This window comes from Aquimarina sp. Aq78, from assembly GCF_900299525.1.
In the GTDB taxonomy this organism is placed as follows: Bacteria; Bacteroidota; Bacteroidia; order Flavobacteriales; family Flavobacteriaceae; genus Aquimarina.
Window position 1 is genome coordinate 923,974 of record NZ_OMKA01000001.1, and the last position, 18,983, is coordinate 942,956.

Below are 18,983 nucleotides of genomic sequence, written 5' to 3' on the forward strand. Positions count from 1 at the left end.
TTACCCCTTAGGGGAATGTGAAATAAATTTGACCAAGTACAGAATCGAAAGTTTGTCGCTTTCTACTGCCCTACTTATACTAAACGTTAGCAAACATTCTATGAAATTCAAACTCCAGAGTATACTTTACATTTTGATTTTAGGAACATTCTTTGGCTGCCAAAATGACCAAAATATTCAGGGTAATTATTCTGTTTGTGAAAATGGGGAATATACAGAAGTTTACTTTAAAAAGGACTCAATGAGAATTGCCGCGGACAACGATTGGGTCAAATTGTCTAAATGGAGAAAAATCGAAATTAAAAACGATACTCTTTACTTCGAGACCTTCGGAGAATGGAGAGATTCTTTGAAAGCAGAAATAAAATATGCTGGAATGAATACAATCGAATTGCGTATTTTGAAAAGTGGTGAAAACCTTAACCTAATACACATTGACGAAAATATAAACTTTGAAAAACCAAAAGAGTTCTGGAGCGGATTTCATAATCGACAGCATCTCAAAAATTGTAAATGAGATTAATAAAAATGTTGGCTAACACCGAGTATATACCATAGCAGGCTTTGGTGTTTGATCGAGTGGTTCCTATAATGTGCATAAATATTGATGTTACGGTTTTCACAACAAACGTTTATGAATTTACTACTTACGTTTATCCCTAAATTAATTACAATTATAAATCAAACAAGATAGTATGAGTAAAATCAATTAATATAGATCTACATAACTTAAAAATATAACATGAAAACATTACAACAAAAATTCAGCAATTTCGAAATTGAAAAAAAGAAATTGAAAACTATTAATGGAGGAGATATACAAACTATTTCTGCAACAAAAATTACATACAAATGTTGGCATTCAAGTTCTTCATTACATCCTACCACATTTCATCATATAAAAGATGTCCAAAGATGGGAGTCCCTCGTACCAAAAGGAAAATGTGTTACTGTTAAGGGTTAAACTAATAATTTTGATAAAAGCTACCTATTTATGGGTAGCTTTTATTATTCAATCTTTTTTTTAATAAATGTATTAGAAAAGAACCACGTATCTCTGCTCCTAATTTATTAATCCAAGAACAAAAAACATAACCGTTTGTATCAACTCCATTAACAGTCATTTTTGGACTATCTATTTCTAGTTGAACAGTATCGTCTTTTATTAACTCATTCATTTATCGAAATTTATTTTTATTTCTTCTATTTCTTATGTACTCAATATACCATAAGCATAATAGCCATAGGTGAACCATAATGATTAAATGCCACCATTCAAACTTATATTCCATTCTATTTCTCTTTCTTAATAATAGATTGAAAATATCTAACACCTAATTGCCCTCCGTAAAATAAAGCAGATATTCCTCCAGTAGGTTCCCATTCATCATCTAAATAAATATTAACCTTTTTTTCCAGTTTTTCTTCAGATGAATCAGAGAGTATTTTATATATCATTTACTGTTAATTTATCAATTAACAAATCTATAATTACCCTATATTTTATCTTTACGGTAATCCGTAATCAAGCTAAAATTCTTTATCAATAGATTTCCCCAAACAAACTTATACTGAATTACAATAGGGTTATTTCATCTCCTTGTGGTTTTCCACAACTATATCTAATTACTTTTTCTACCTAGTTTTTGAGATTATTATATTCCTCTTTTTCATTGAAAGGATCTTCAATCTCTTCACCATTCATCCTAAAAATACGCCTTTCGTCTATTTTTTATGGTTTTATTATCGTTTTACTATGGTAAAACCATAAATAATTAGTAAATTAATTTCACCATAATAGGATAGAAAAGGGGAATGAGATCATTGGGGGTAAAGCATTTTTTTCCCCTTTTCTTAATCTTTAATGTTTGTAATAATTCCACTTACTACTTATTCTCTTCTCATTTTTTGTAATACTTGCATTTCTACCTCATAAAGTGCCATTTCAAATCCTTCTTTTATCAAAGCATTAATTACCTGTGGTTTTGCTTCTTGCAGATACAGCACAGAACCATGTTATATAATCAACACTACAGAAATCACGAATCTAGAAGGAAAAAATCTTCACTTAATATCTGATGGAAAGTGTCGATATAGTAGAAATTGTATGATTTTCAAACCTAAAGAAAGGAAATCTTTCATCTTTTATATCGGAGCACTTATTGAATCCGATATTTTCAAAACATTAGACTCTTTGAGTAATCATCAAAAAAAATTGAATTGTGAATATATGGCAATGACATTAGGGAAATCAGGAAAGGACATATGGAATAATTCTATTAAGTATGCTAGGTATCATGACGGAGGTTACATAATTTCCTCTAACGATAAGCCTATATCTCCAGAATTTGAATTACATAGTACAACCTTAATGGGGAATATTATAACATCAAACTTTTCCAGGTACAATAAATAGTGACAAGTCATCTATTGATGGTGTTTAAAAACATAACTAATACGTAAATCAAAAACATTAATTATAAATAACCATACAGGAAATATAAAGGACATATGTCCTTTATATCTTTATTATGTAGCATTTAAAAATTTATGTAGTTAACTACATAGTTAGCTACTATTCTATTATATTTGCCCACATAATAATTTAAATATGGACAATGACTTTATAAAAGAACTTGGCTACAAATCCTTAGATAGCCGATTGAAAAGAGTAAGTGACAGAATGTCTCGTGATATAAGGAAGCTATATAAAGAATTAGATGTTGATATCGAACCAAATTGGTATCTAATATTTATGTTTTTACAAAAAAAAGAAAAATGTTCAATATCCTATATCGCTGAACATTTGGGATATGCACATCCATCTATAGTCGTTATCGTGAAAAAAATGTCAGAAAAGGGTTATTTAAAAACTGAACAAGATCACTTAGACAAAAGAAAGCAGATAATCTCATTATCTGATAAAGCTAATAAATTGATACCCAAACTTGAAATACTTTGGAATAGTTGTGAAAAGGCAATCCTAGATATCCTAGATAACGATTTAAGTATTCTAACATATTTAGACAATATAGACCTAAAATTAGAAGAAACTTCATTTCACTTTAGATTTAAACAAGAATATTTAAACTCAAAAAATAAATTATGAAAAAGAACTTATTATTTATAGCATTAATTCTTTTAAGCTTAACTTCATTTGCAACAGAAACTAAAATCATAGTTAGAGCAAAAGCTAAAGACGCAAAATTTGTTGGTAGCTCACTTGGAGGTGCTTATGTTATCATTAGAAACAAAACTAATAATAGAATCTTAGCCGAAGGCAAAACAGTCGGCAATACCGGTAACACAGATTTAATAATGAAAACCCCAAAAGAAAGAGGGAATTTAATTTCAGATGAACAAGCAGCAAAATTCTTAGCAACTATTGATATTAATGAACCCACTTTTATTAATATAGAAATCATTTCACCTTTTAATAACAAACAAGCACAAAGCACGGTTAGTACCGAGTTGTGGTTAATTCCTGGGAAGGACATTTTGGGTGATGGAATAATTCTTGAGATTCCAGGATTCATTATTGATATATTAAAACCTAGAACTCACCATTATATCTCTTTAAATTCTATAAAAGAAAAGCCCTTTCTTGTTAAGGCAAATATTGTAATGATGTGCGGTTGCACAATAAGAAAAGGAGGAATATGGAACTCTGATGAAATCGAAGTAAAAGGTATTCTTAAAAAAGACGGAGAGTATTTTGAAGACATTGATATGTCACTCGTTGAGACAAACCTATTTGAAGGAAACGTAAACCTAAATTCGGCAGGAAACTATGAATTGATAATCTATGCGTACGATTCAAAAAGTGGAAATACTGGAGTGGATAAAGTAAATTATGTGATTTACAACTAATCATAAAAAAACGCTACATAACAAAGTATAAAAATAATAAAGGCTGTATACCAAACCCAAAATTAGTGCATACTAACAGAGTTTGCCAAATTTACAATTTGACAGCTTAAAGAAAATTAACGGTAAAATCGTAAATTTGGCTAAGTATTAAATCGAAAAACAAGTACATTTTTAACCCCTTACTATTCTTATACAAACCGTTAGCATACATTAAATAAAATGATGAAAAAAATTAAAAACGAAAACAGAAGTATTTGGAATAGCAATAGATATAAATAAAGGTGAACTTCGTAATTTTGGCTACCGAATGAATTTAAAAAATGAATAGAACAATCCACATATTAATAACTTTTTTGGTTTTTATTTCTTGTAAAAAAGATGATATGAATGCGCCTATTTCAGAGAATGAAAATTCGGAATTTATTTCTGCTGTTGACATCTCAAGGTATCCTGAAATATCAAATTTAGATCCTATATTCTATGATTTTGATGGAAATCAAAATGATTTCTTAACAATACTTAAAGAAAACGGAATAAATACTATTAGATTAAGACTTTGGGTACATCCTAGTAATGAACACTCGAGCTTTAATGAGGTAAAACAGTTTTCCCAAAACCTAAAAACTAATGGGTTCAAAACATGGTTAACTCTCCATTATTCTGATACTTGGGCAGATCCTAGTCAACAAAAAGTTCCATCACAATGGCAAAGAATTAGTTTCTCTTCTTTGAAAGACAGTGTTTATAATTATACTGAAAAAGTAATAAATGAAATAAGTCCAAGTTACATTCAAATTGGCAATGAAATTAATACTGGATTTCTTCATCCATATGGACATATAACAAATAATTATCAGCAATTTAGCGAATTAATGCAATCAGGAATTACGGCAGTACGAGAAAATTCAAACGATTCTAAAATTATCATACATTTTGCCGGCATCGAAAATTCAGATTGGTTTTTTAACCAGGTGAATACATTGGATTATGACATTATAGGATTATCTTATTATCCAATATGGCACGGAAAATCTTTAAATAACCTCAAAACTAAAATGCAGCATTTAAGTGAAACTCATAATAAGAAAATCTTAATTGCAGAAACGGCTTATCCTTTTACAATTAAATGGAATGATTGGACAAATAATATTGTTGGTTTGGATGATCATTTGATTTTACCTGATTATCCAGCGTCAGTGGAAGGTCAGAGTCAATTCATCAAAAAAATCAAAACCCTAACTAAAGAAGTAAAAAATGGAATCGGATTTTGTTATTGGGGAGCCGAATTAATTGCCTGGAAAGGTACTCAAGCTACAGATGCTTCGCCCTGGGAAAATCAAACATTATTTGACTTTCAGAATAAAGCCTTACCTGTATTGAGAGAATTTAAAATTGAATAAAAAACTACACGATTACTTAACATTAATAACCTCCTAATTTTAATTTCGATTATAACCTATGAGGTATTCTGGTTAATTCAAAAAAGGAAATCGAATTATAACGTTACCTAACAAGATCTATAAAGTTATAATATTACTAAGGTGTTAATTGAAAGTAATAATCTTCTCATACACCTCAACTCTAATTATGAAAAAGGAATTTATTTTTATAGATATATTTCCGTTTTAAGCATAAAAAAAAGGGATTACCAAAAAATAATCCCTCTCATAGATTTAAAAAACAAATGCCCAAAATTTGTTATATCTCTATTACTTACGAATTGCATAACTAGAAGCCTTAGGAAGTTCTCTTAAAAAATTTACAATAGTCTTAAAATTCAACCCAAAAGTGGAATAAAAATGATTCATGATTGTGTGATTTAAGGTTAATTAACTCTAATATAACAAGTTATTAACAATAAACCAAATTATTTGTTCATTTAGTGTTAATAATTTGTTGAAAACAATATAAAATCTGTTATATTACACAGTTTATCCATATTTATAAATAATTAACACGTAAAAACCTACTTTTATTGTTAATAACTATGTTAATAACTCTATCAAGCCCTATTTATCAACAACTTAGACATCAAACAGTTATCTAAAAAAAGTACAAAAACACAAGGCCATCTAAACACCAAGGGATCAAAAAACCGATACGCTATGATTGTAAGTTAAAAGTGAGTTCACTGTTTGTAACTATTGTTTTATTTAAATTGCACACATGAAATATCCCATAGTTATTTGGTGACAATACCAAATGACTATTGTGATTTTATATTGATCTACATGTACCCATGTATGATCCTAAACAACTTAATACCAATAGATGAAAACCGCCACTGTAAAAGAGCTAAAAACCGAATTAACAGATCGTTCGCATCAGGAGCTTATAGAATTATGCCTTCGTCTATCACGATTTAAAAAAGAAAATAAAGAACTACTTACCTATTTATTATTCGAATCAACCCATGAAGAAGATTATATCATAAGCATACAGAGAGAAATTGATGAACAATTCGAAATGATTAACACCACATCATATTATTATATTAAAAAAAGTATTCGAAAAATTCTACGAACCATAAAGAAGTACATTCGATACTCGAAAAACAAAGAAACCGAAATAGAATTGCTTCTCTATTTTTGCGAAAAATTAAAAAATTTCACCCCTTCTATACAAAACAATACTGTTATCAAAAACATGTATCATCGCGAAACATCGGCTATTAAAAAAAAGATTGCTGTATTACACGAAGATTTACAATACGATTACAAATTAGAATTACAAAAACTATATTTTTAAGTAATTATGTAATATACAACCGTTTATACAACCTAATTATGATCACCTAAGAATAATCCAGAATTAACAAATTAATTATTTTATACCTATATTAGCAATAAACACTTAAAAATCATGTTAACAAGTAAAGTAAAAAAACATCTTGATGATGATCATTTAGATATTTGGCGTTATCTTTGATTTTTATTAACTAATTTAAATTTCAACAATGAACAAAGGAACAGTAAAATTTTTCAACGATGCCAAAGGATTTGGATTCATCACTGAAGAAGATTCTAACAAAGAACATTTCGTACACATCTCTGGACTAATCGATGAAATTCGAGAAGGTGATGCTGTAGAATTTGATTTACAAGAAGGCAAAAAAGGATTAAACGCAGTAAATGTAAAAGTAATTTAATATATACTACTTAATTTTTTAAAGCACTACAACCTGTCAAAAATGACAGGTTTTTTTTATTTATATCAAAACCTAAGTTCTGGTTTAAACACTTGCACCAGTTATAAGCTTATCTTCTCATTTTAAAAAAAATCAAAACAAACATAACTAAAGCAAAAACAAACTGTAAATCAATATAATATATATCCAAATCCCTTTTTTTTGCTTAACCTTAAGTAATAATTCCTAATTAAAAATCGTTTTTTCGGGCTTTATATATCTAATGTTTTAACAATTGTTCGTAGCTTTAAGGGGCTTAAAACATAAACGCTATGCACAAATAGGTTAACCAAAGAATCTAAAAACGCCTATTAAATGTAGCATTAGACTCTTATGGACACACTAATTTTCTATCAAATCTTAATTTTTCTTTTTCAAGGATTTGTTGTTGCCTTCCTAATATTATTACTGTTTCGTTTACGAACGATAATAGGCTTGGGAGTGCTATTCGCTTCTTTGGGATTGTTTCAGTTTGTACAGGTCTTTATGGCCAGTACACTCTATTTTAAAATATCTGATGCCATTGTAGTTTCTCCCGGTTCTTCTGTTTTATTTTCTGCTACACTTTTTGCAATACTTTTAATATACATCAAAGAGGATGCAATTACTGCTCGAAAACTAATCTATGCATTAGTTATAGCCAATATTATATTATGCTTTCTTCTACTTGCCTTTAGAATGAACATGGAAGGAGCCTATAGCTATAATCCTTTTGAAATTTCTACAGATTTCTTCTACACCAATGTATTGGTATTATTTGTCGGAACAGGAGTACTTTATCTAGATGCAATATTGATCATATTTTTATACGAGTTTATCTCAAAACACACCTCTAGCCTACTCCTTAGAGTAATGTTTACCATGGTATTAGTCCTTAGTTTTGATGCAATCTTTTTTACATTAGGTTCATTTTGGTATTTTGAAAATATACCAAAACTCCTGTTTTCAGGTTTGTTATCAAAGGGGTTTATGGCAATTTTCTATAGTATTATATTTACTATATATCTAAAATATTTTGAAAAAGAAGTCTACCACGTGAATTACCATGCTTTTAAAGATATTTTTCACTCCTTAACATACAAGCAAAAATACGAAGTAGCCGAAAAAGCTGTTCAATTCACCAAAGGTAGGTACCAAACTTTGACGAACCTGATACCGGTAGGCGTATTCATGACCCAAAGTGATGGAAAAACCATATTTGTCAATCCTAAATGGTGCTCCATCTCAGGGCTATCACAAGAAGAAGCTTTAAATGACGGTTGGCTTAATGCAGTACACCCAGAGGATAGAAAAAGACTAAAACAAGGATGGTATGCAGCTACAGATAAAAGAAAAACCTCTGATGCCGAGTACAGATTTCTTAAACCCGATGGCTCTGTAACCTGGGTATTAGGTCGAGCTATACCAGAGTATAATGATAAAAACCAAATTATTGGGTATGTTGGCACTCTTACAGATATTACAGATATCAAACTATATGAAATTGAATTAAGTAGATTAAAAGAAAAAGCTGAAGAGAGCGATCGACTTAAATCTGCTTTTCTTGCAAATATGAGCCATGAAATAAGAACGCCAATGAATGGTATTCTTGGTCTTGCAGAACTCTTAAACGAACCAAAACTTACTGGTGACGAACAACAACTTTATTTGGATCTTATTAAAGAAAGTGGAGCACGTATGCTTAATATAATCAGAGATATTATCGACATCTCTAGAATAGCTGCAGATCAAGTTAAGGTTTACATCGAAGAAGTTGATATCAACAAACAAACTAAGCATCTATTTAACCTCTTTAAACCACTAACAGATAAAAAAAATATTGTACTATCGCTATCAAATGATTTACCAACAGAAGATGCAATCATAAAAACCGATAAAGAAAAATTTAATGCCATTCTTTCTAACTTGATAAAAAATGCTATTAAGTATACAAATGAAGGAGGAATCGAATTTGGATATCTAAAAGATGAAGAGGTTCTTCAATTTTATGTAAAAGATACAGGTATGGGAATCGCTAAAGATCGTCAAAAAGCTATTTTCGAACGATTTGTTCAGGCAGACCTTGAAGATCGCTATGCTCTTGAAGGTGCTGGCATTGGGTTATCAATTGCCAAAGCTTATGTTGAAATGCTAACAGGAAAAATTTGGTTAGAAAGTAAAAAAGGTAAAGGATCTACATTCTATTTTACTATTCCGTACATCAAAGCATCTCAAACAACGGTTTAATTAATAGAATTCAAAAACAATATATTTCTGAATATATATTTTAAAGAAATAAAGAGCACTGAAACTCTTTTATTTGGCTTTATAGAACCGTTTTAAGCGGTAAAAGATGAATATGAATTGAAGATTAAACAAAAGCTTTACAGCTAATTATTAAATCTTGTATCACAAATATTCATACATCACATCTCAACTCTAGTAATTTTAGCTCCTATTGCTCTAAGGCGTTCATCAATATTCTCATATCCACGATCAATTTGTTCGATATTATGAATAGTCGACGTTCCTTTGGCGCTTAATGCAGCAATTAATAATGATATTCCTGCTCTAATATCAGGAGATACCATTGTAGTCGCTTTTAATGTAGATTGAAAATCATGACCTATAATTGTAGCTCTATGTGGGTCGCATAATATAATCTTAGCTCCCATATCAATAAGTTTATCAACAAAAAACAAACGACTCTCAAACATCTTTTGATGAACCATTACTTCTCCTCTGGCTTGAGTAGCTATAACCAAAACTATACTCAATAAATCGGGTGTAAATCCAGGCCAAGGCGCATCGGCAATAGTCATAAATGAACCATCAATATAACTTTCAATCTGATATCCATTAGTATGTGCAGGAATATAAATATCATCCCCTACCCGCTCTAGCGTAATACCTAATTTTCTAAACGTGTTTGGAATCAACCCCAGGTTATCCCAGCTTACATTCTTAATAGTGATCTCACTTTTCGTCATTGCAGCCAGCCCTATCCATGATCCAATCTCAATCATATCGGGCAGTACACGGTGTTCACATCCTCCTAGATTTTTAACGCCATCAATTACCAACAAATTAGAGCCAACACCAGAGATTTTTGCTCCCATGGCATTAAGCATCTTACATAATTGTTGTAAATAAGGCTCACAAGCCGCATTGTAGATTGTAGTTGTGCCTTTAGCAAGTACAGCTGCCATCACAATATTTGCAGTACCGGTTACCGAAGCTTCGTCAAGCAACATATACGTACCAGTTAAACCTTCTGGTGCCTCGACACCATAAAAACGTTCTTCTTTATTATATCTAAACTCTGCACCAAGATTAATAAATCCTTCAAAATGGGTATCCAAACGTCTTCTTCCAATTTTATCACCTCCCGGACGCGGAATATACCCTTTACCAAACCTTGCTAATAAGGGTCCAACAATCATAATAGATCCCCTAAGACCACTTCCTTCTTTCTTAAACTGTTCACTCTCCATATATTCTAAATTGAGTTCATCACTCTTAAAAGAATATTTTCCTTTTCCTAATTTTTGGATTTTCACACCCAAATTCCTAAGAATATCTATTAGTTTATTTACATCTCGTATATCAGGAATATTAGAAATTATAACTTCTTCTGGTGTCAATAATACTGCGCAAAGAATTTGTAAGGCTTCATTTTTGGCGCCCTGAGGCGTGATTTCCCCTTTGAGCTGATGCCCTCCTTCTATCTGAAAAGTACCCATGTAATCGTTAGTTCGTTAGCGGTTAGTAATTTGGTAGTTGATTAATTTTAATAGCGTTTTTTACCACGGTTGTTTCGGTAATTCTTTTTACCACTATTATTACTATTTGTTGTCGTATGTTTTTTCTTTTTTCCTCTCATCAAGTTTGAAGAATCTGTAAGATTTTCATTACTCCCTTTAAGATCTATTTTACCATCACTTAGTTCATAAAGATGATTAAATATCGCACTATCCTCTACTGTATCTTTATTCCAGTTGAGATAGCACTTTTTCATATGATTTGCAATTGTTAAAGTAAGTGCATTTTTTAAATCGCCATCTTCCCAACTATTTGCAACATCAATCATTCGTTTAATATTGTTTCCATAAAAACGATATTTCGGAAAATTCTGAGGATATTCAAGAGGTTCTGGCCTTTCCTGTAATTTTTCTTTAGTCAACACAGGAAAAGGAGTATCTACATCTAATTTAAAATCACTCATTATAAATAACTGATCCCATAACTTATGCTGAAACTCTGGCACATCTCGTAAATGCGGCTGTAAATTACCCATTACTGCTATAATAGACTTGGCAACCTTATTACGTTCTTCACGATCTTCGATAGCAACCGTATGGTTTATCATTTTCTGCATATGACGACCATATTCTGGAATGATGAGCTTTTCGCGCTCAGTATTGTATTCTATATTATATATATCCATAAAATGTATGTGAAAATTGTGTAGAGATAGCCTAAAAAATCAATATGTAAAGTGTTGTGAATATAAGTCTTTGAAAACTATTTATAAGTAATTATGTATAACCTCTTTAGATTCAGTTTGACAATTGATTACTTTTCGGACTATTCTATAATTCGTTTCGCAAAATACTAAAATAAAATAAGTAAGCTACTGTCATTACTATATTTTATTTATTGATCAATGGTATTTAACAAAGAAAAACAGGTATTAAACGCATCTCGAGTTTTATACTTCCCCGCGAATTTGTCATTTTAACACGTTATACTATCTTTTTTTTAGGTGGTTACTATAATGAAATTACCCCCTCTACTTTTTCAGCAACTTCTTTATATTTATTAATTACCTGATCAGGGTTTTTCATTCTAACATTGATAGATACACTGGTATACTTACCATTTTTGGATTGTTTTGTATGAATTACAGCACCCAGGTTATCAAAAATTGCTTCGATTTGCTCAATCTTTTCAGTATTTGTAGGTACAATAAACTTATATAAATATGAAGTTGGCCAAAGTGATGTATTTGCCAGTTGTTCTTTTAATTTTTTATAAAACTCTTCAGGGTCTTTCATAGTATCATTTATCAAATCAAAATTTGGACCAAAGATACATCTTATGATTTATAAAAACGAAGTTACATATAAACTCCTTTTGCTTTTTTAAGAAGAAAAATTGCTTTTTACCATAGCAGTATATTGTGCTATCGTATCAATATCTACTCCTTTACCAATAGCATCAACTGTATTTATATTATCTATATGTTTTTTAATAAGGTATCGTGCACCAAAATCTGCTTGTAATTGAGATAATTCGTAGAAATACTTAGAAGGAATAATTGCAGGAACACCAATACCAGAACCCAAATCTGTGGCGATAATGGCACTTGATTCTTCGCTAAACTTAGTAATTAACGAATTAAAATGAATTGTATCTAATAATGGTTGATCTACTAATGAAATCAAAATTCCATCATACGGTAATTTGTCCTGTTGTATTGCCATAACTCCAGAACGTATTGTAGATCCCATTCCTGATTGCCATTTTGTATTTCTGAGTATTGTAACAGGAAAATGACAAATCTCTTTATATATAGTGTCATAATGTGCTCCCAAAACCACATAGATTGCTGTTTCTTGTACTAATAGTGCCTTTTGTATTGCATGACCAATTAATGTAGTGTTATGCCATGGTAATACTTGTTTTGGTTCTCCCATTCGACTAGAGGAACCTGCTGCAAGGATAAGTTGTGCTATTTTAGGTTTTGGTAGAAATGACATTTATTTTTTTCCTTTTAGGATCATCGTGAATCGCTCCTTTCTTCTCCTGTAACGGTATTGGGTTTTGGCCTCTAATCACAGATAATATTTCGGCAATTATAGAAATTGCAATTTCCTGAGGAGTTTCTGCTCCCAGGTTTAAACCTGCAGGGCCATGAACAGTATCCAAAAATCTATCTGTAACCTCTGGAAAATACTCTATAAAAGCAGATAATAATTTTTCTCTGCGTTGTGCTGGTCCCAATAATCCAATATACGTCGGTTTGGTTTCTTTTAACGCTTGGAGATATAATAAATCTTTAGCAAAATTATGAGACATTAAAACGATAGCTGTCTGATCATCTATATGTTCCATACTTAAATCTTCTGGAGCACTATGTATCACTTCTTTGGCTCCGGGAAAATCTTCTAACCTCTTAAGATGTTGTGGAGAGCCAACAATAGCTACTTCCCATCCAGTAGCCGATGCCAACTGACATAATTGTACAGCATCATGTTCTGTACCTATAATTATCAACCTGAAACAAGGTTGTATTTCTCTCATAAAATCATCTAAGCTATTATCTGGTTCTATTTCTTGCGAAAAAGAGAGTGCCTGGCCTCCTTTAAATTGAACAATCGATCCCATTGTAGAAGTTACCTCATCTCTTTTAGAATACCAGGAGGTAATCTCAAATGGTACTCGGGATTTTAAATGTTTCTGTATGATCTCGATCCCTATAAAGCTAATATCAAAGGTCTCAATCAAAATATATAATAACCCTTCACAACCTAATCTATATTTACCATCATAAGTCATCATTTTTGATTCTCCAGATGCAAATACAGATTGTGATTGTCGTAGCACTTCTTTTTCAACACATCCTCCACTTACAGCACCTGTCATTTTTCCATTTTGAAGAATTAGCATACCAACCCCTGGTCTTCTATAAGAAGATCCTTCTACATCTACTACAGTAGCCATAACAGCAGGTATTCCCTGCTGTTTGGCTTTATGATAAGACTCTATTATTTCTTTGAATTCGTGTGTCATAAGCGTACTATCCCAATGGCGCTTTGGAGTTCATATGTTTAATAAAAGGTTGCTTATACAATCGTATTCCTTTTGCTGCCTTAATTGCATTTGCTACAGCAGCTCCTGCAGGAGGTAATGTAGGTTCTCCTAGTCCTGTTGGAGCAATATCACTTTCTACAAAATGTGTTTCAACCACAGGAGTTTCATTAATACGAATTAAACGATACGTATTAAAATTCTTGTCTTGCGGCACTCCATCCTTAAATGAAAAATCACCATACATCGCGTGGCCTACACCATCAATAACTCCTCCTTCGATCTGGTTTTTAGCTCCTAGCGGGTTCACAACGATTCCGCAATCTACCACGCAAGTAACTTTTTTAACTACAGGAATATCATTCTCCAGCACTACATCTGCTACCTCTGCAACATGGGTATTATGGCAATAATATGCACTAAACCCCTGATAAGTTCCTTCTTTTGCTTTTCCCCATCCTGATTTATCTACAGCTACTTGTATTACTTTCTCTAATCGTTCTGGTGAATACTGGATTCTATCGTCTGTAGTTCCTTTTACTTTCTGTAGTAAATCCAATCGAAGTTGAATACGATCAATTTCTAATAGTTCGGCCAATTCATCAAAGAAGCTTTGTTCTGCAAAAGACAAGAAATTAGTATACGGGGCTCTCCACGCTCCTGTTGTAATTTCACTATTGTAATTAGCAACATCTACCTGATAATTTTCAATAGCTCCAGCTGGGAAAAAATTAGGAATCAACCCATACATATTCGAATTTACAGAAGCTTCCTTAAGATGATATCCACTAATTTTACCATCTTTAATTGACGCACTGATTTTATATTTTATTGCCGGACGATATATCCCTGCAGACATATCATCTTCTCTAGAGTATACTACTTTGACAGGTTTTTGGGCAATTTTTGATATTTCTGCTGCTTCCAAAGCAAAATCCCCATAGAGTCGTCTTCCAAAACCACCTCCCATTCTGGTCATTTCTACAGAGACGTCTTCTGGGTCGCGTTCTAATAAACTGGCAACCCTACGCGCTGTACCTGCTGGTGTTTGTATAGGTCCAACCAAACGAATTTTTTCTGGAGTAACATCTGCAAAGAAATTCATGGGCTCCATACAATTATGAGGTAAGAACGGAGACTCATAAGTTCTCTCGATCACCTGGTCTGCCTGAGCAAATGCTTTTTTAACATCCCCATCGGCGCGCAGTGTATTAAACTCTTTACCATTAAGGAGGTCCTTCAATATTTTATCATGATCTTCTGTGTTTTCTAATTTTGAATCTGAAGTCCAATTCGCTTTCAATGCTTTTTTTCCTTTCATTGCTGTCCAGGTATCCTTTGCTAAGACTGCAATTTTATCTCCAAACTTAACCACATCATGTACTCCCGAAATTGCTCTAACAGCAGTATCATCAAAATCAATCAGTTTTTTACCAAAAGCAGGAGGTCTTAATACCGAAACATATGCCATTCCGTCTTCTTTATAATCCATTCCGTAAAGAGACTTTCCGGTAATGATCTTATCCACATCTACATTAGGAATATCTTTTCCTATGATTTTAAAATCTTTAGGATCTTTTAATGTTATATTTTCTGGTACTTCAAGGGCTGCCGCTTCTTTAACGACTTCTCCATATCCAAGTTTATCGCCATTGGCATTTATAATTACTCCATTTTCCGTTTTACATTCTGAAGCATCTACTCCCCATTTGGCTGCTGCTGCATTAACTAACATCTGTCTAGCTGTAGCTCCCGTTTGGCGTAGTGGTTCCCACCCTTGTCTAAGAGATTGGCTTCCTCCAGCCACTTGTCTTGTAAAGTTTTTGGTATCCAATGCTCCTTGAGCTACATGAACATTATCCCATGACACATCAAGTTCTTCTGCAATAAGCATAGGCATAGAAGTCTTAACCCCCTGGCCTATTTCTGGATTTGGAGAGAAGATAGTTACCATTCCATTATCAGCTATCTTGATAAAAGCATTAAAATCATTAAAGTTTAATTGAGAAATATCAATAGGTATATCAACGGGTGGTGTTGCTTCAGGTTTACATGCCTGAAATAAATTAAACCCAATTAACATTCCGCCACCAGCCAATGCCGATGTTTTTATAAATGACCTTCTACCGAATGAAGGTGATGCATTATTTTTCATACGTTTAAAATTTAAATGGGTTAACTCATTTTACTGGCAGCAACTTCTACAGCTTCTTCTATTCTGTTGTAAGATGCACACCTACATATATTACCACTCATTGCATCCCTGATCTCTGATTTATTTGGGTTTGCATTTTGTTTTAAGAAAGCAGCGGCAGACATCATTTGTCCCGCCTGGCAATACCCACATTGTGGTACATCTACTTCTTTCCAAGCTTGTTGAACAGGATGTGAGGCATCTTCAGACAGGCCTTCGATCGTAGTAATTTCCATGTTTTCTACCATAGAAACCTGAAGTAAGCAACTTCTGGTAGCAGAGCCGTCTAGATGTATCGTACATGCACCGCATTGACCTATACCACAGCCAAATTTGGTACCTACCATATCAAGATGATCTCTTAACACCCATAAAAGAGGGGTATCCTGGTCTGCCTCAACATTATGAGATTGACCGTTAATTTTTAAATTATAAACAGGCATGAGTTTTAGTTTTTAAAATTCGTGTTTAACTAGTCTAAATAAAGCAAATGCATATCAATTGCTATTGAAGTTACTAAAAATTCACTTTGTTGATTCAACTTTAACAGATCATTACAAATAATTATGATTCCTGAAAATCAATTTATATACATAATATTCGCTTCTTATTAATACGGCATATATACTATATCATTCTATATATAAAATTTAGTCTATTAAAATCCATCAATTTTCGATTTAGCATTTACTAACTGTATTTTATAACACGATATGGAGCGTCCTAATTAATTTTATTTTCTACACTTCTCGTTTTTCTTATTTTAAAAACTAATAAATAATATAACAAAGCAAATACTGCTGTCCAGAAAATAACGATTACACAATGAGCCAAAATAGTAGCTTCGTATCTTGTCTGTAATCGTTTTAGCATAAAGTAAAACAAACAGCTAGTAATTATCGTATTTATAGCGTTTACAGATATCTTTTCAATCATACCATTCTGTTTTAACCGAGCCTTTCTTTTTAAAGAAATATAGATACCAGAAAGTATTAAAATCGAAATAAAAAGCCCAAAAATGAACCAAATTATTTTAGTTGTTATCCCGCCCCAATACCCGAAGTGCAAAGGATCTACAATATCATTAATCCACATAATAGTAGTACTAGTTGCTGCGCTTTGTATATGTTCTACTTTATAATTATACGGATTGATATACACACGGTTTGCTCTTTGCCTAACTAATGGAATATTACTATTTCCCATTAAATATATTGTTTCGGTAGAATCAATAGCAGGAGAAATATTTTTTACTTTAAGATGAGGAATAGCCTCTTCTGCAATCTTAACTGCCTTATCATAATCTATAGTAAAGGGAAACGAACTCTTCTCCTCTTTTTGATAATTAAGAATATCTAATTTTATATGTTTAGGGTTTACCATTGGTTTCATTCCCGCAATATTTGCACGTTCAGCAAAATACCAGCTACTAATGATCACAATAAGAAAAATAAAAGGAATAGTCCATAAACCAACTAACCGATGTAAACTTCTACTAAATTTATTTGACCCTTTTTTTATATCAAGTGTAAAAAGTTTTTTCCACCAGGATTTATAAAAATAAAGAGCAGAAATTACCGAAACAAGTATGAGAAATCCAAAAAGTAAGACAATGTAATTTCCTATTTGAAAAGGTATAAAGAGATAATAATGTAAATCCCTTAGATAAAGTTGAGCCGTAAGACTAGTCTCTCCCTGAATCTCTCCTGTATAAGGGTTTGCAAATACAAACGAAAGCTTATTATTCTCTTCTTTATACAACAAATCGCATAGGTAAGGTTCATCATGTCGTATCCAATAGGTGATTTTGGCTTTTGGAAATGTCATTGCAAAATTATTTAAAATAACATTTCTTGAGACAAAAGTTGATTGTGGTGTAGCTCTATAATTTGATTGAATTAACCAATCTAACTCATGACTAATAGTAGAGATTGTTCCAGAAAAACAAATTATAAAAAAGAGTATACCTAATTGATTACCAATCCACCTATGTATCAAAAACAACTTCTTTTTCACTTCTTTTAAATTCTTAAATACATACTGTATTACACGTTCTAATGCCTTTTATCGTTAAAGTAAAACAATCATGCTCTCTACATAAAATCTTTTTGCTGAATGACTTGATTACTCCTTCAAATTGAATATCCATTTCGATATCCTGTTAAAAACTCAATATTTGCATTTCATCGGGGTGTAGATGTTATTGAGAGAAAATAACGATCGGTTTTATCCCAATACATGTAAAATATAATTTTATCTATTTGATTTTAGCAATTACCATACATACACCAAATTGTTTCTGTTTGTTAGAATATAAAAACTTTAAACAACTTCTTTTCAAAATCCTTTTATAATTACGAAATTTGCACCAAAATTATTCCTTTGACAAAGAAAAGAATTGTAATTACCGGAGCACCAGGAACAGGAAAAACCTCAGTTATCCATAAACTTGAAGAAGCAAAATTTTTCTGTTTTCATGAGATTATACGAAGTATGACTCAAGAAGCTTTAAAAAGTGATGATTCTAAAGCTATTGTTTCTAATCCCATAATTTCTGTTTCTGATCCTTATCAATTTAACACACAAATACTTAACGGAAGAGTCGATCAATTTAAAGATGCCATATCCCAGAAAGAAGATCTCACATTTTATGATAGAGGCATACCAGATGTTTTGGCCTATATGAACTATTTTGACCAGTCCTATAGTGATGATTTTATAAATGCTTGTAAAAAGCATATGTATGATCAGGTGTTTCTACTACCTCCATGGGAAGATATTTATGTATCCGACAATGAACGCTATGAGAGTTTCGAACAAGCAAAGGAAATTCATCATCATCTGTTAGAAATTTATAATCAATTAGGTTATGATTGTTTTGAAGTACCTTTCGGAACTGTACAGGAACGTTATGATTTTATCCTCAAAAACATAAAATAA

The 18,983-nt window shown here is 31.8% G+C and carries 20 protein-coding genes; 10 read left to right on the forward strand and 10 right to left on the reverse strand.

The window, feature by feature from the left end; translation table 11 throughout:
* The first annotated feature begins 100 nt into the window (after window positions 1-100).
* Together DG435_RS04000 and DG435_RS04005 are read left to right on the forward strand one after the other, a co-directional pair.
* Window positions 101-517 (forward strand): hypothetical protein, encoded by a 417-nt coding sequence (locus DG435_RS04000; protein ID WP_106793863.1) that lies wholly within the window; start codon window positions 101-103, stop codon window positions 515-517.
* Between the two features lie 225 nt (window positions 518-742).
* Entirely contained in the window at window positions 743-964 is a 222-nt protein-coding gene (locus tag DG435_RS04005) for a hypothetical protein (RefSeq protein ID WP_106793862.1), read from the forward strand.
* A 28-nt stretch (window positions 965-992) separates the two neighbouring features.
* Here DG435_RS04005 and DG435_RS04010 read toward each other — a convergent pair whose 3' ends face one another.
* Window positions 993-1,178 carry a hypothetical protein gene (locus tag DG435_RS04010; protein WP_106793861.1) on the reverse strand — a complete coding sequence of 62 codons (186 nt, stop codon included), beginning with the start codon at window positions 1,176-1,178 and terminating at the stop codon, window positions 993-995.
* Between the two features lie 115 nt (window positions 1,179-1,293).
* Entirely contained in the window at window positions 1,294-1,458 is a 165-nt protein-coding gene (locus DG435_RS04015) for a DUF1737 domain-containing protein (protein WP_106793860.1), read from the reverse strand.
* Between the two features lie 649 nt (window positions 1,459-2,107).
* On the opposite strand from DG435_RS04015, the gene DG435_RS04020 reads away from it, so the two are divergent.
* The 7 genes from DG435_RS04020 to DG435_RS04050 all read left to right on the forward strand — a co-directional run bounded on the left by DG435_RS04020 (window position 2,108) and on the right by DG435_RS04050 (window position 9,283).
* Window positions 2,108-2,416 carry a hypothetical protein gene (locus tag DG435_RS04020; protein ID WP_108840558.1) on the forward strand — a complete coding sequence of 103 codons (309 nt, stop codon included), beginning with the start codon at window positions 2,108-2,110 and terminating at the stop codon, window positions 2,414-2,416.
* 195 nt (window positions 2,417-2,611) lie between these two features.
* Window positions 2,612-3,109 (forward strand): MarR family winged helix-turn-helix transcriptional regulator, encoded by a 498-nt coding sequence (locus tag DG435_RS04025; protein WP_106795217.1) that lies wholly within the window; start codon window positions 2,612-2,614, stop codon window positions 3,107-3,109.
* Window positions 3,106-3,870 carry a hypothetical protein gene (locus tag DG435_RS04030; protein ID WP_108840559.1) on the forward strand — a complete coding sequence of 255 codons (765 nt, stop codon included), beginning with the start codon at window positions 3,106-3,108 and terminating at the stop codon, window positions 3,868-3,870. The genes DG435_RS04025 and DG435_RS04030 overlap by 4 nt, the downstream gene beginning before the upstream one ends.
* Window positions 3,871-4,190: 320 nt before the next feature.
* Entirely contained in the window at window positions 4,191-5,270 is a 1,080-nt protein-coding gene (locus DG435_RS04035) for a glycosyl hydrolase 53 family protein (protein WP_106792160.1), read from the forward strand.
* An 871-nt stretch (window positions 5,271-6,141) separates the two neighbouring features.
* The gene (locus DG435_RS04040) at window positions 6,142-6,618 is read left to right on the forward strand and encodes a hypothetical protein (RefSeq protein WP_106792159.1); all 477 of its coding nucleotides are present in this window, start codon (window positions 6,142-6,144) and stop codon (window positions 6,616-6,618) included.
* A gap of 208 nt (window positions 6,619-6,826) precedes the next feature.
* Window positions 6,827-7,018, forward strand: coding sequence for a cold-shock protein (locus DG435_RS04045; RefSeq protein WP_024769089.1), 192 nt, complete (start codon window positions 6,827-6,829; stop codon window positions 7,016-7,018).
* 372 nt (window positions 7,019-7,390) lie between these two features.
* Window positions 7,391-9,283 (forward strand): ATP-binding protein, encoded by a 1,893-nt coding sequence (locus DG435_RS04050; RefSeq protein ID WP_106792158.1) that lies wholly within the window; start codon window positions 7,391-7,393, stop codon window positions 9,281-9,283.
* Window positions 9,284-9,462: 179 nt separating this feature from the next.
* Here DG435_RS04050 and murA read toward each other — a convergent pair whose 3' ends face one another.
* The 8 genes from murA to DG435_RS04090 all read right to left on the reverse strand — a co-directional run bounded on the left by murA (window position 9,463) and on the right by DG435_RS04090 (window position 18,059).
* The gene (murA, locus tag DG435_RS04055) at window positions 9,463-10,779 is read right to left on the reverse strand and encodes a UDP-N-acetylglucosamine 1-carboxyvinyltransferase (protein WP_106792157.1); all 1,317 of its coding nucleotides are present in this window, start codon (window positions 10,777-10,779) and stop codon (window positions 9,463-9,465) included.
* 47 nt (window positions 10,780-10,826) lie between these two features.
* The gene (locus DG435_RS04060; protein WP_106792156.1) at window positions 10,827-11,483 is read right to left on the reverse strand and encodes a DUF4290 domain-containing protein; all 657 of its coding nucleotides are present in this window, start codon (window positions 11,481-11,483) and stop codon (window positions 10,827-10,829) included.
* 325 nt (window positions 11,484-11,808) lie between these two features.
* Window positions 11,809-12,093, reverse strand: a complete 285-nt coding sequence (locus DG435_RS04065; protein WP_106792155.1) for a DUF493 family protein — start codon at window positions 12,091-12,093, stop codon at window positions 11,809-11,811.
* 87 nt (window positions 12,094-12,180) lie between these two features.
* The gene (locus tag DG435_RS04070; RefSeq protein WP_106792154.1) at window positions 12,181-12,798 is read right to left on the reverse strand and encodes an NTP transferase domain-containing protein; all 618 of its coding nucleotides are present in this window, start codon (window positions 12,796-12,798) and stop codon (window positions 12,181-12,183) included.
* The gene (locus DG435_RS04075; protein ID WP_106792153.1) at window positions 12,776-13,831 is read right to left on the reverse strand and encodes an XdhC family protein; all 1,056 of its coding nucleotides are present in this window, start codon (window positions 13,829-13,831) and stop codon (window positions 12,776-12,778) included. The genes DG435_RS04070 and DG435_RS04075 overlap by 23 nt, the downstream gene beginning before the upstream one ends.
* 7 nt (window positions 13,832-13,838) lie before the next feature.
* A complete protein-coding gene (locus DG435_RS04080; protein WP_106792152.1) occupies window positions 13,839-16,004 on the reverse strand; it encodes a xanthine dehydrogenase family protein molybdopterin-binding subunit in 2,166 nt (721 codons plus the stop codon).
* A 20-nt stretch (window positions 16,005-16,024) separates the two neighbouring features.
* The gene (locus DG435_RS04085; protein ID WP_106792151.1) at window positions 16,025-16,486 is read right to left on the reverse strand and encodes a (2Fe-2S)-binding protein; all 462 of its coding nucleotides are present in this window, start codon (window positions 16,484-16,486) and stop codon (window positions 16,025-16,027) included.
* A gap of 280 nt (window positions 16,487-16,766) precedes the next feature.
* Entirely contained in the window at window positions 16,767-18,059 is a 1,293-nt protein-coding gene (locus DG435_RS04090; protein WP_159025530.1) for a PepSY domain-containing protein, read from the reverse strand.
* A 366-nt stretch (window positions 18,060-18,425) separates the two neighbouring features.
* On the opposite strand from DG435_RS04090, the gene DG435_RS04095 reads away from it, so the two are divergent.
* Complete coding sequence (locus tag DG435_RS04095) at window positions 18,426-18,983, forward strand: AAA family ATPase (protein ID WP_106792149.1); 558 nt, start codon at window positions 18,426-18,428, stop codon at window positions 18,981-18,983.

Bases quoted from the DNA above. Each gene is read 5' to 3' on its own strand.
- DG435_RS04085 (WP_106792151.1), bottom strand. From the start codon at position 16,486: ATGCCTGTTTATAATTTAAAAATTAACGGTCAATCTCATAATGTTGAG.
- DG435_RS04075 (WP_106792153.1), bottom strand. From the start codon at position 13,831: ATGACACACGAATTCAAAGAAATAATAGAGTCTTATCATAAAGCCAAA.
- DG435_RS04040 (WP_106792159.1), top strand. From the start codon at position 6,142: ATGAAAACCGCCACTGTAAAAGAGCTAAAAACCGAATTAACAGATCGT.
- DG435_RS04070 (WP_106792154.1), bottom strand. From the start codon at position 12,798: ATGTCATTTCTACCAAAACCTAAAATAGCACAACTTATCCTTGCAGCA.
- DG435_RS04080 (WP_106792152.1), bottom strand. From the start codon at position 16,004: ATGAAAAATAATGCATCACCTTCATTCGGTAGAAGGTCATTTATAAAA.
- DG435_RS04060 (WP_106792156.1), bottom strand. From the start codon at position 11,483: ATGGATATATATAATATAGAATACAATACTGAGCGCGAAAAGCTCATC.
- DG435_RS04035 (WP_106792160.1), top strand. From the start codon at position 4,191: ATGAATAGAACAATCCACATATTAATAACTTTTTTGGTTTTTATTTCT.
- DG435_RS04010 (WP_106793861.1), bottom strand. From the start codon at position 1,178: ATGAATGAGTTAATAAAAGACGATACTGTTCAACTAGAAATAGATAGT.
- DG435_RS04005 (WP_106793862.1), top strand. From the start codon at position 743: ATGAAAACATTACAACAAAAATTCAGCAATTTCGAAATTGAAAAAAAG.
- DG435_RS04000 (WP_106793863.1), top strand. From the start codon at position 101: ATGAAATTCAAACTCCAGAGTATACTTTACATTTTGATTTTAGGAACA.
- DG435_RS04020 (WP_108840558.1), top strand. From the start codon at position 2,108: ATGATTTTCAAACCTAAAGAAAGGAAATCTTTCATCTTTTATATCGGA.
- DG435_RS04025 (WP_106795217.1), top strand. From the start codon at position 2,612: ATGGACAATGACTTTATAAAAGAACTTGGCTACAAATCCTTAGATAGC.
- DG435_RS04050 (WP_106792158.1), top strand. From the start codon at position 7,391: ATGGACACACTAATTTTCTATCAAATCTTAATTTTTCTTTTTCAAGGA.
- murA (WP_106792157.1), bottom strand. From the start codon at position 10,779: ATGGGTACTTTTCAGATAGAAGGAGGGCATCAGCTCAAAGGGGAAATC.
- DG435_RS04045 (WP_024769089.1), top strand. From the start codon at position 6,827: ATGAACAAAGGAACAGTAAAATTTTTCAACGATGCCAAAGGATTTGGA.
- DG435_RS04065 (WP_106792155.1), bottom strand. From the start codon at position 12,093: ATGAAAGACCCTGAAGAGTTTTATAAAAAATTAAAAGAACAACTGGCA.
- DG435_RS04030 (WP_108840559.1), top strand. From the start codon at position 3,106: ATGAAAAAGAACTTATTATTTATAGCATTAATTCTTTTAAGCTTAACT.
- DG435_RS04015 (WP_106793860.1), bottom strand. From the start codon at position 1,458: ATGATATATAAAATACTCTCTGATTCATCTGAAGAAAAACTGGAAAAA.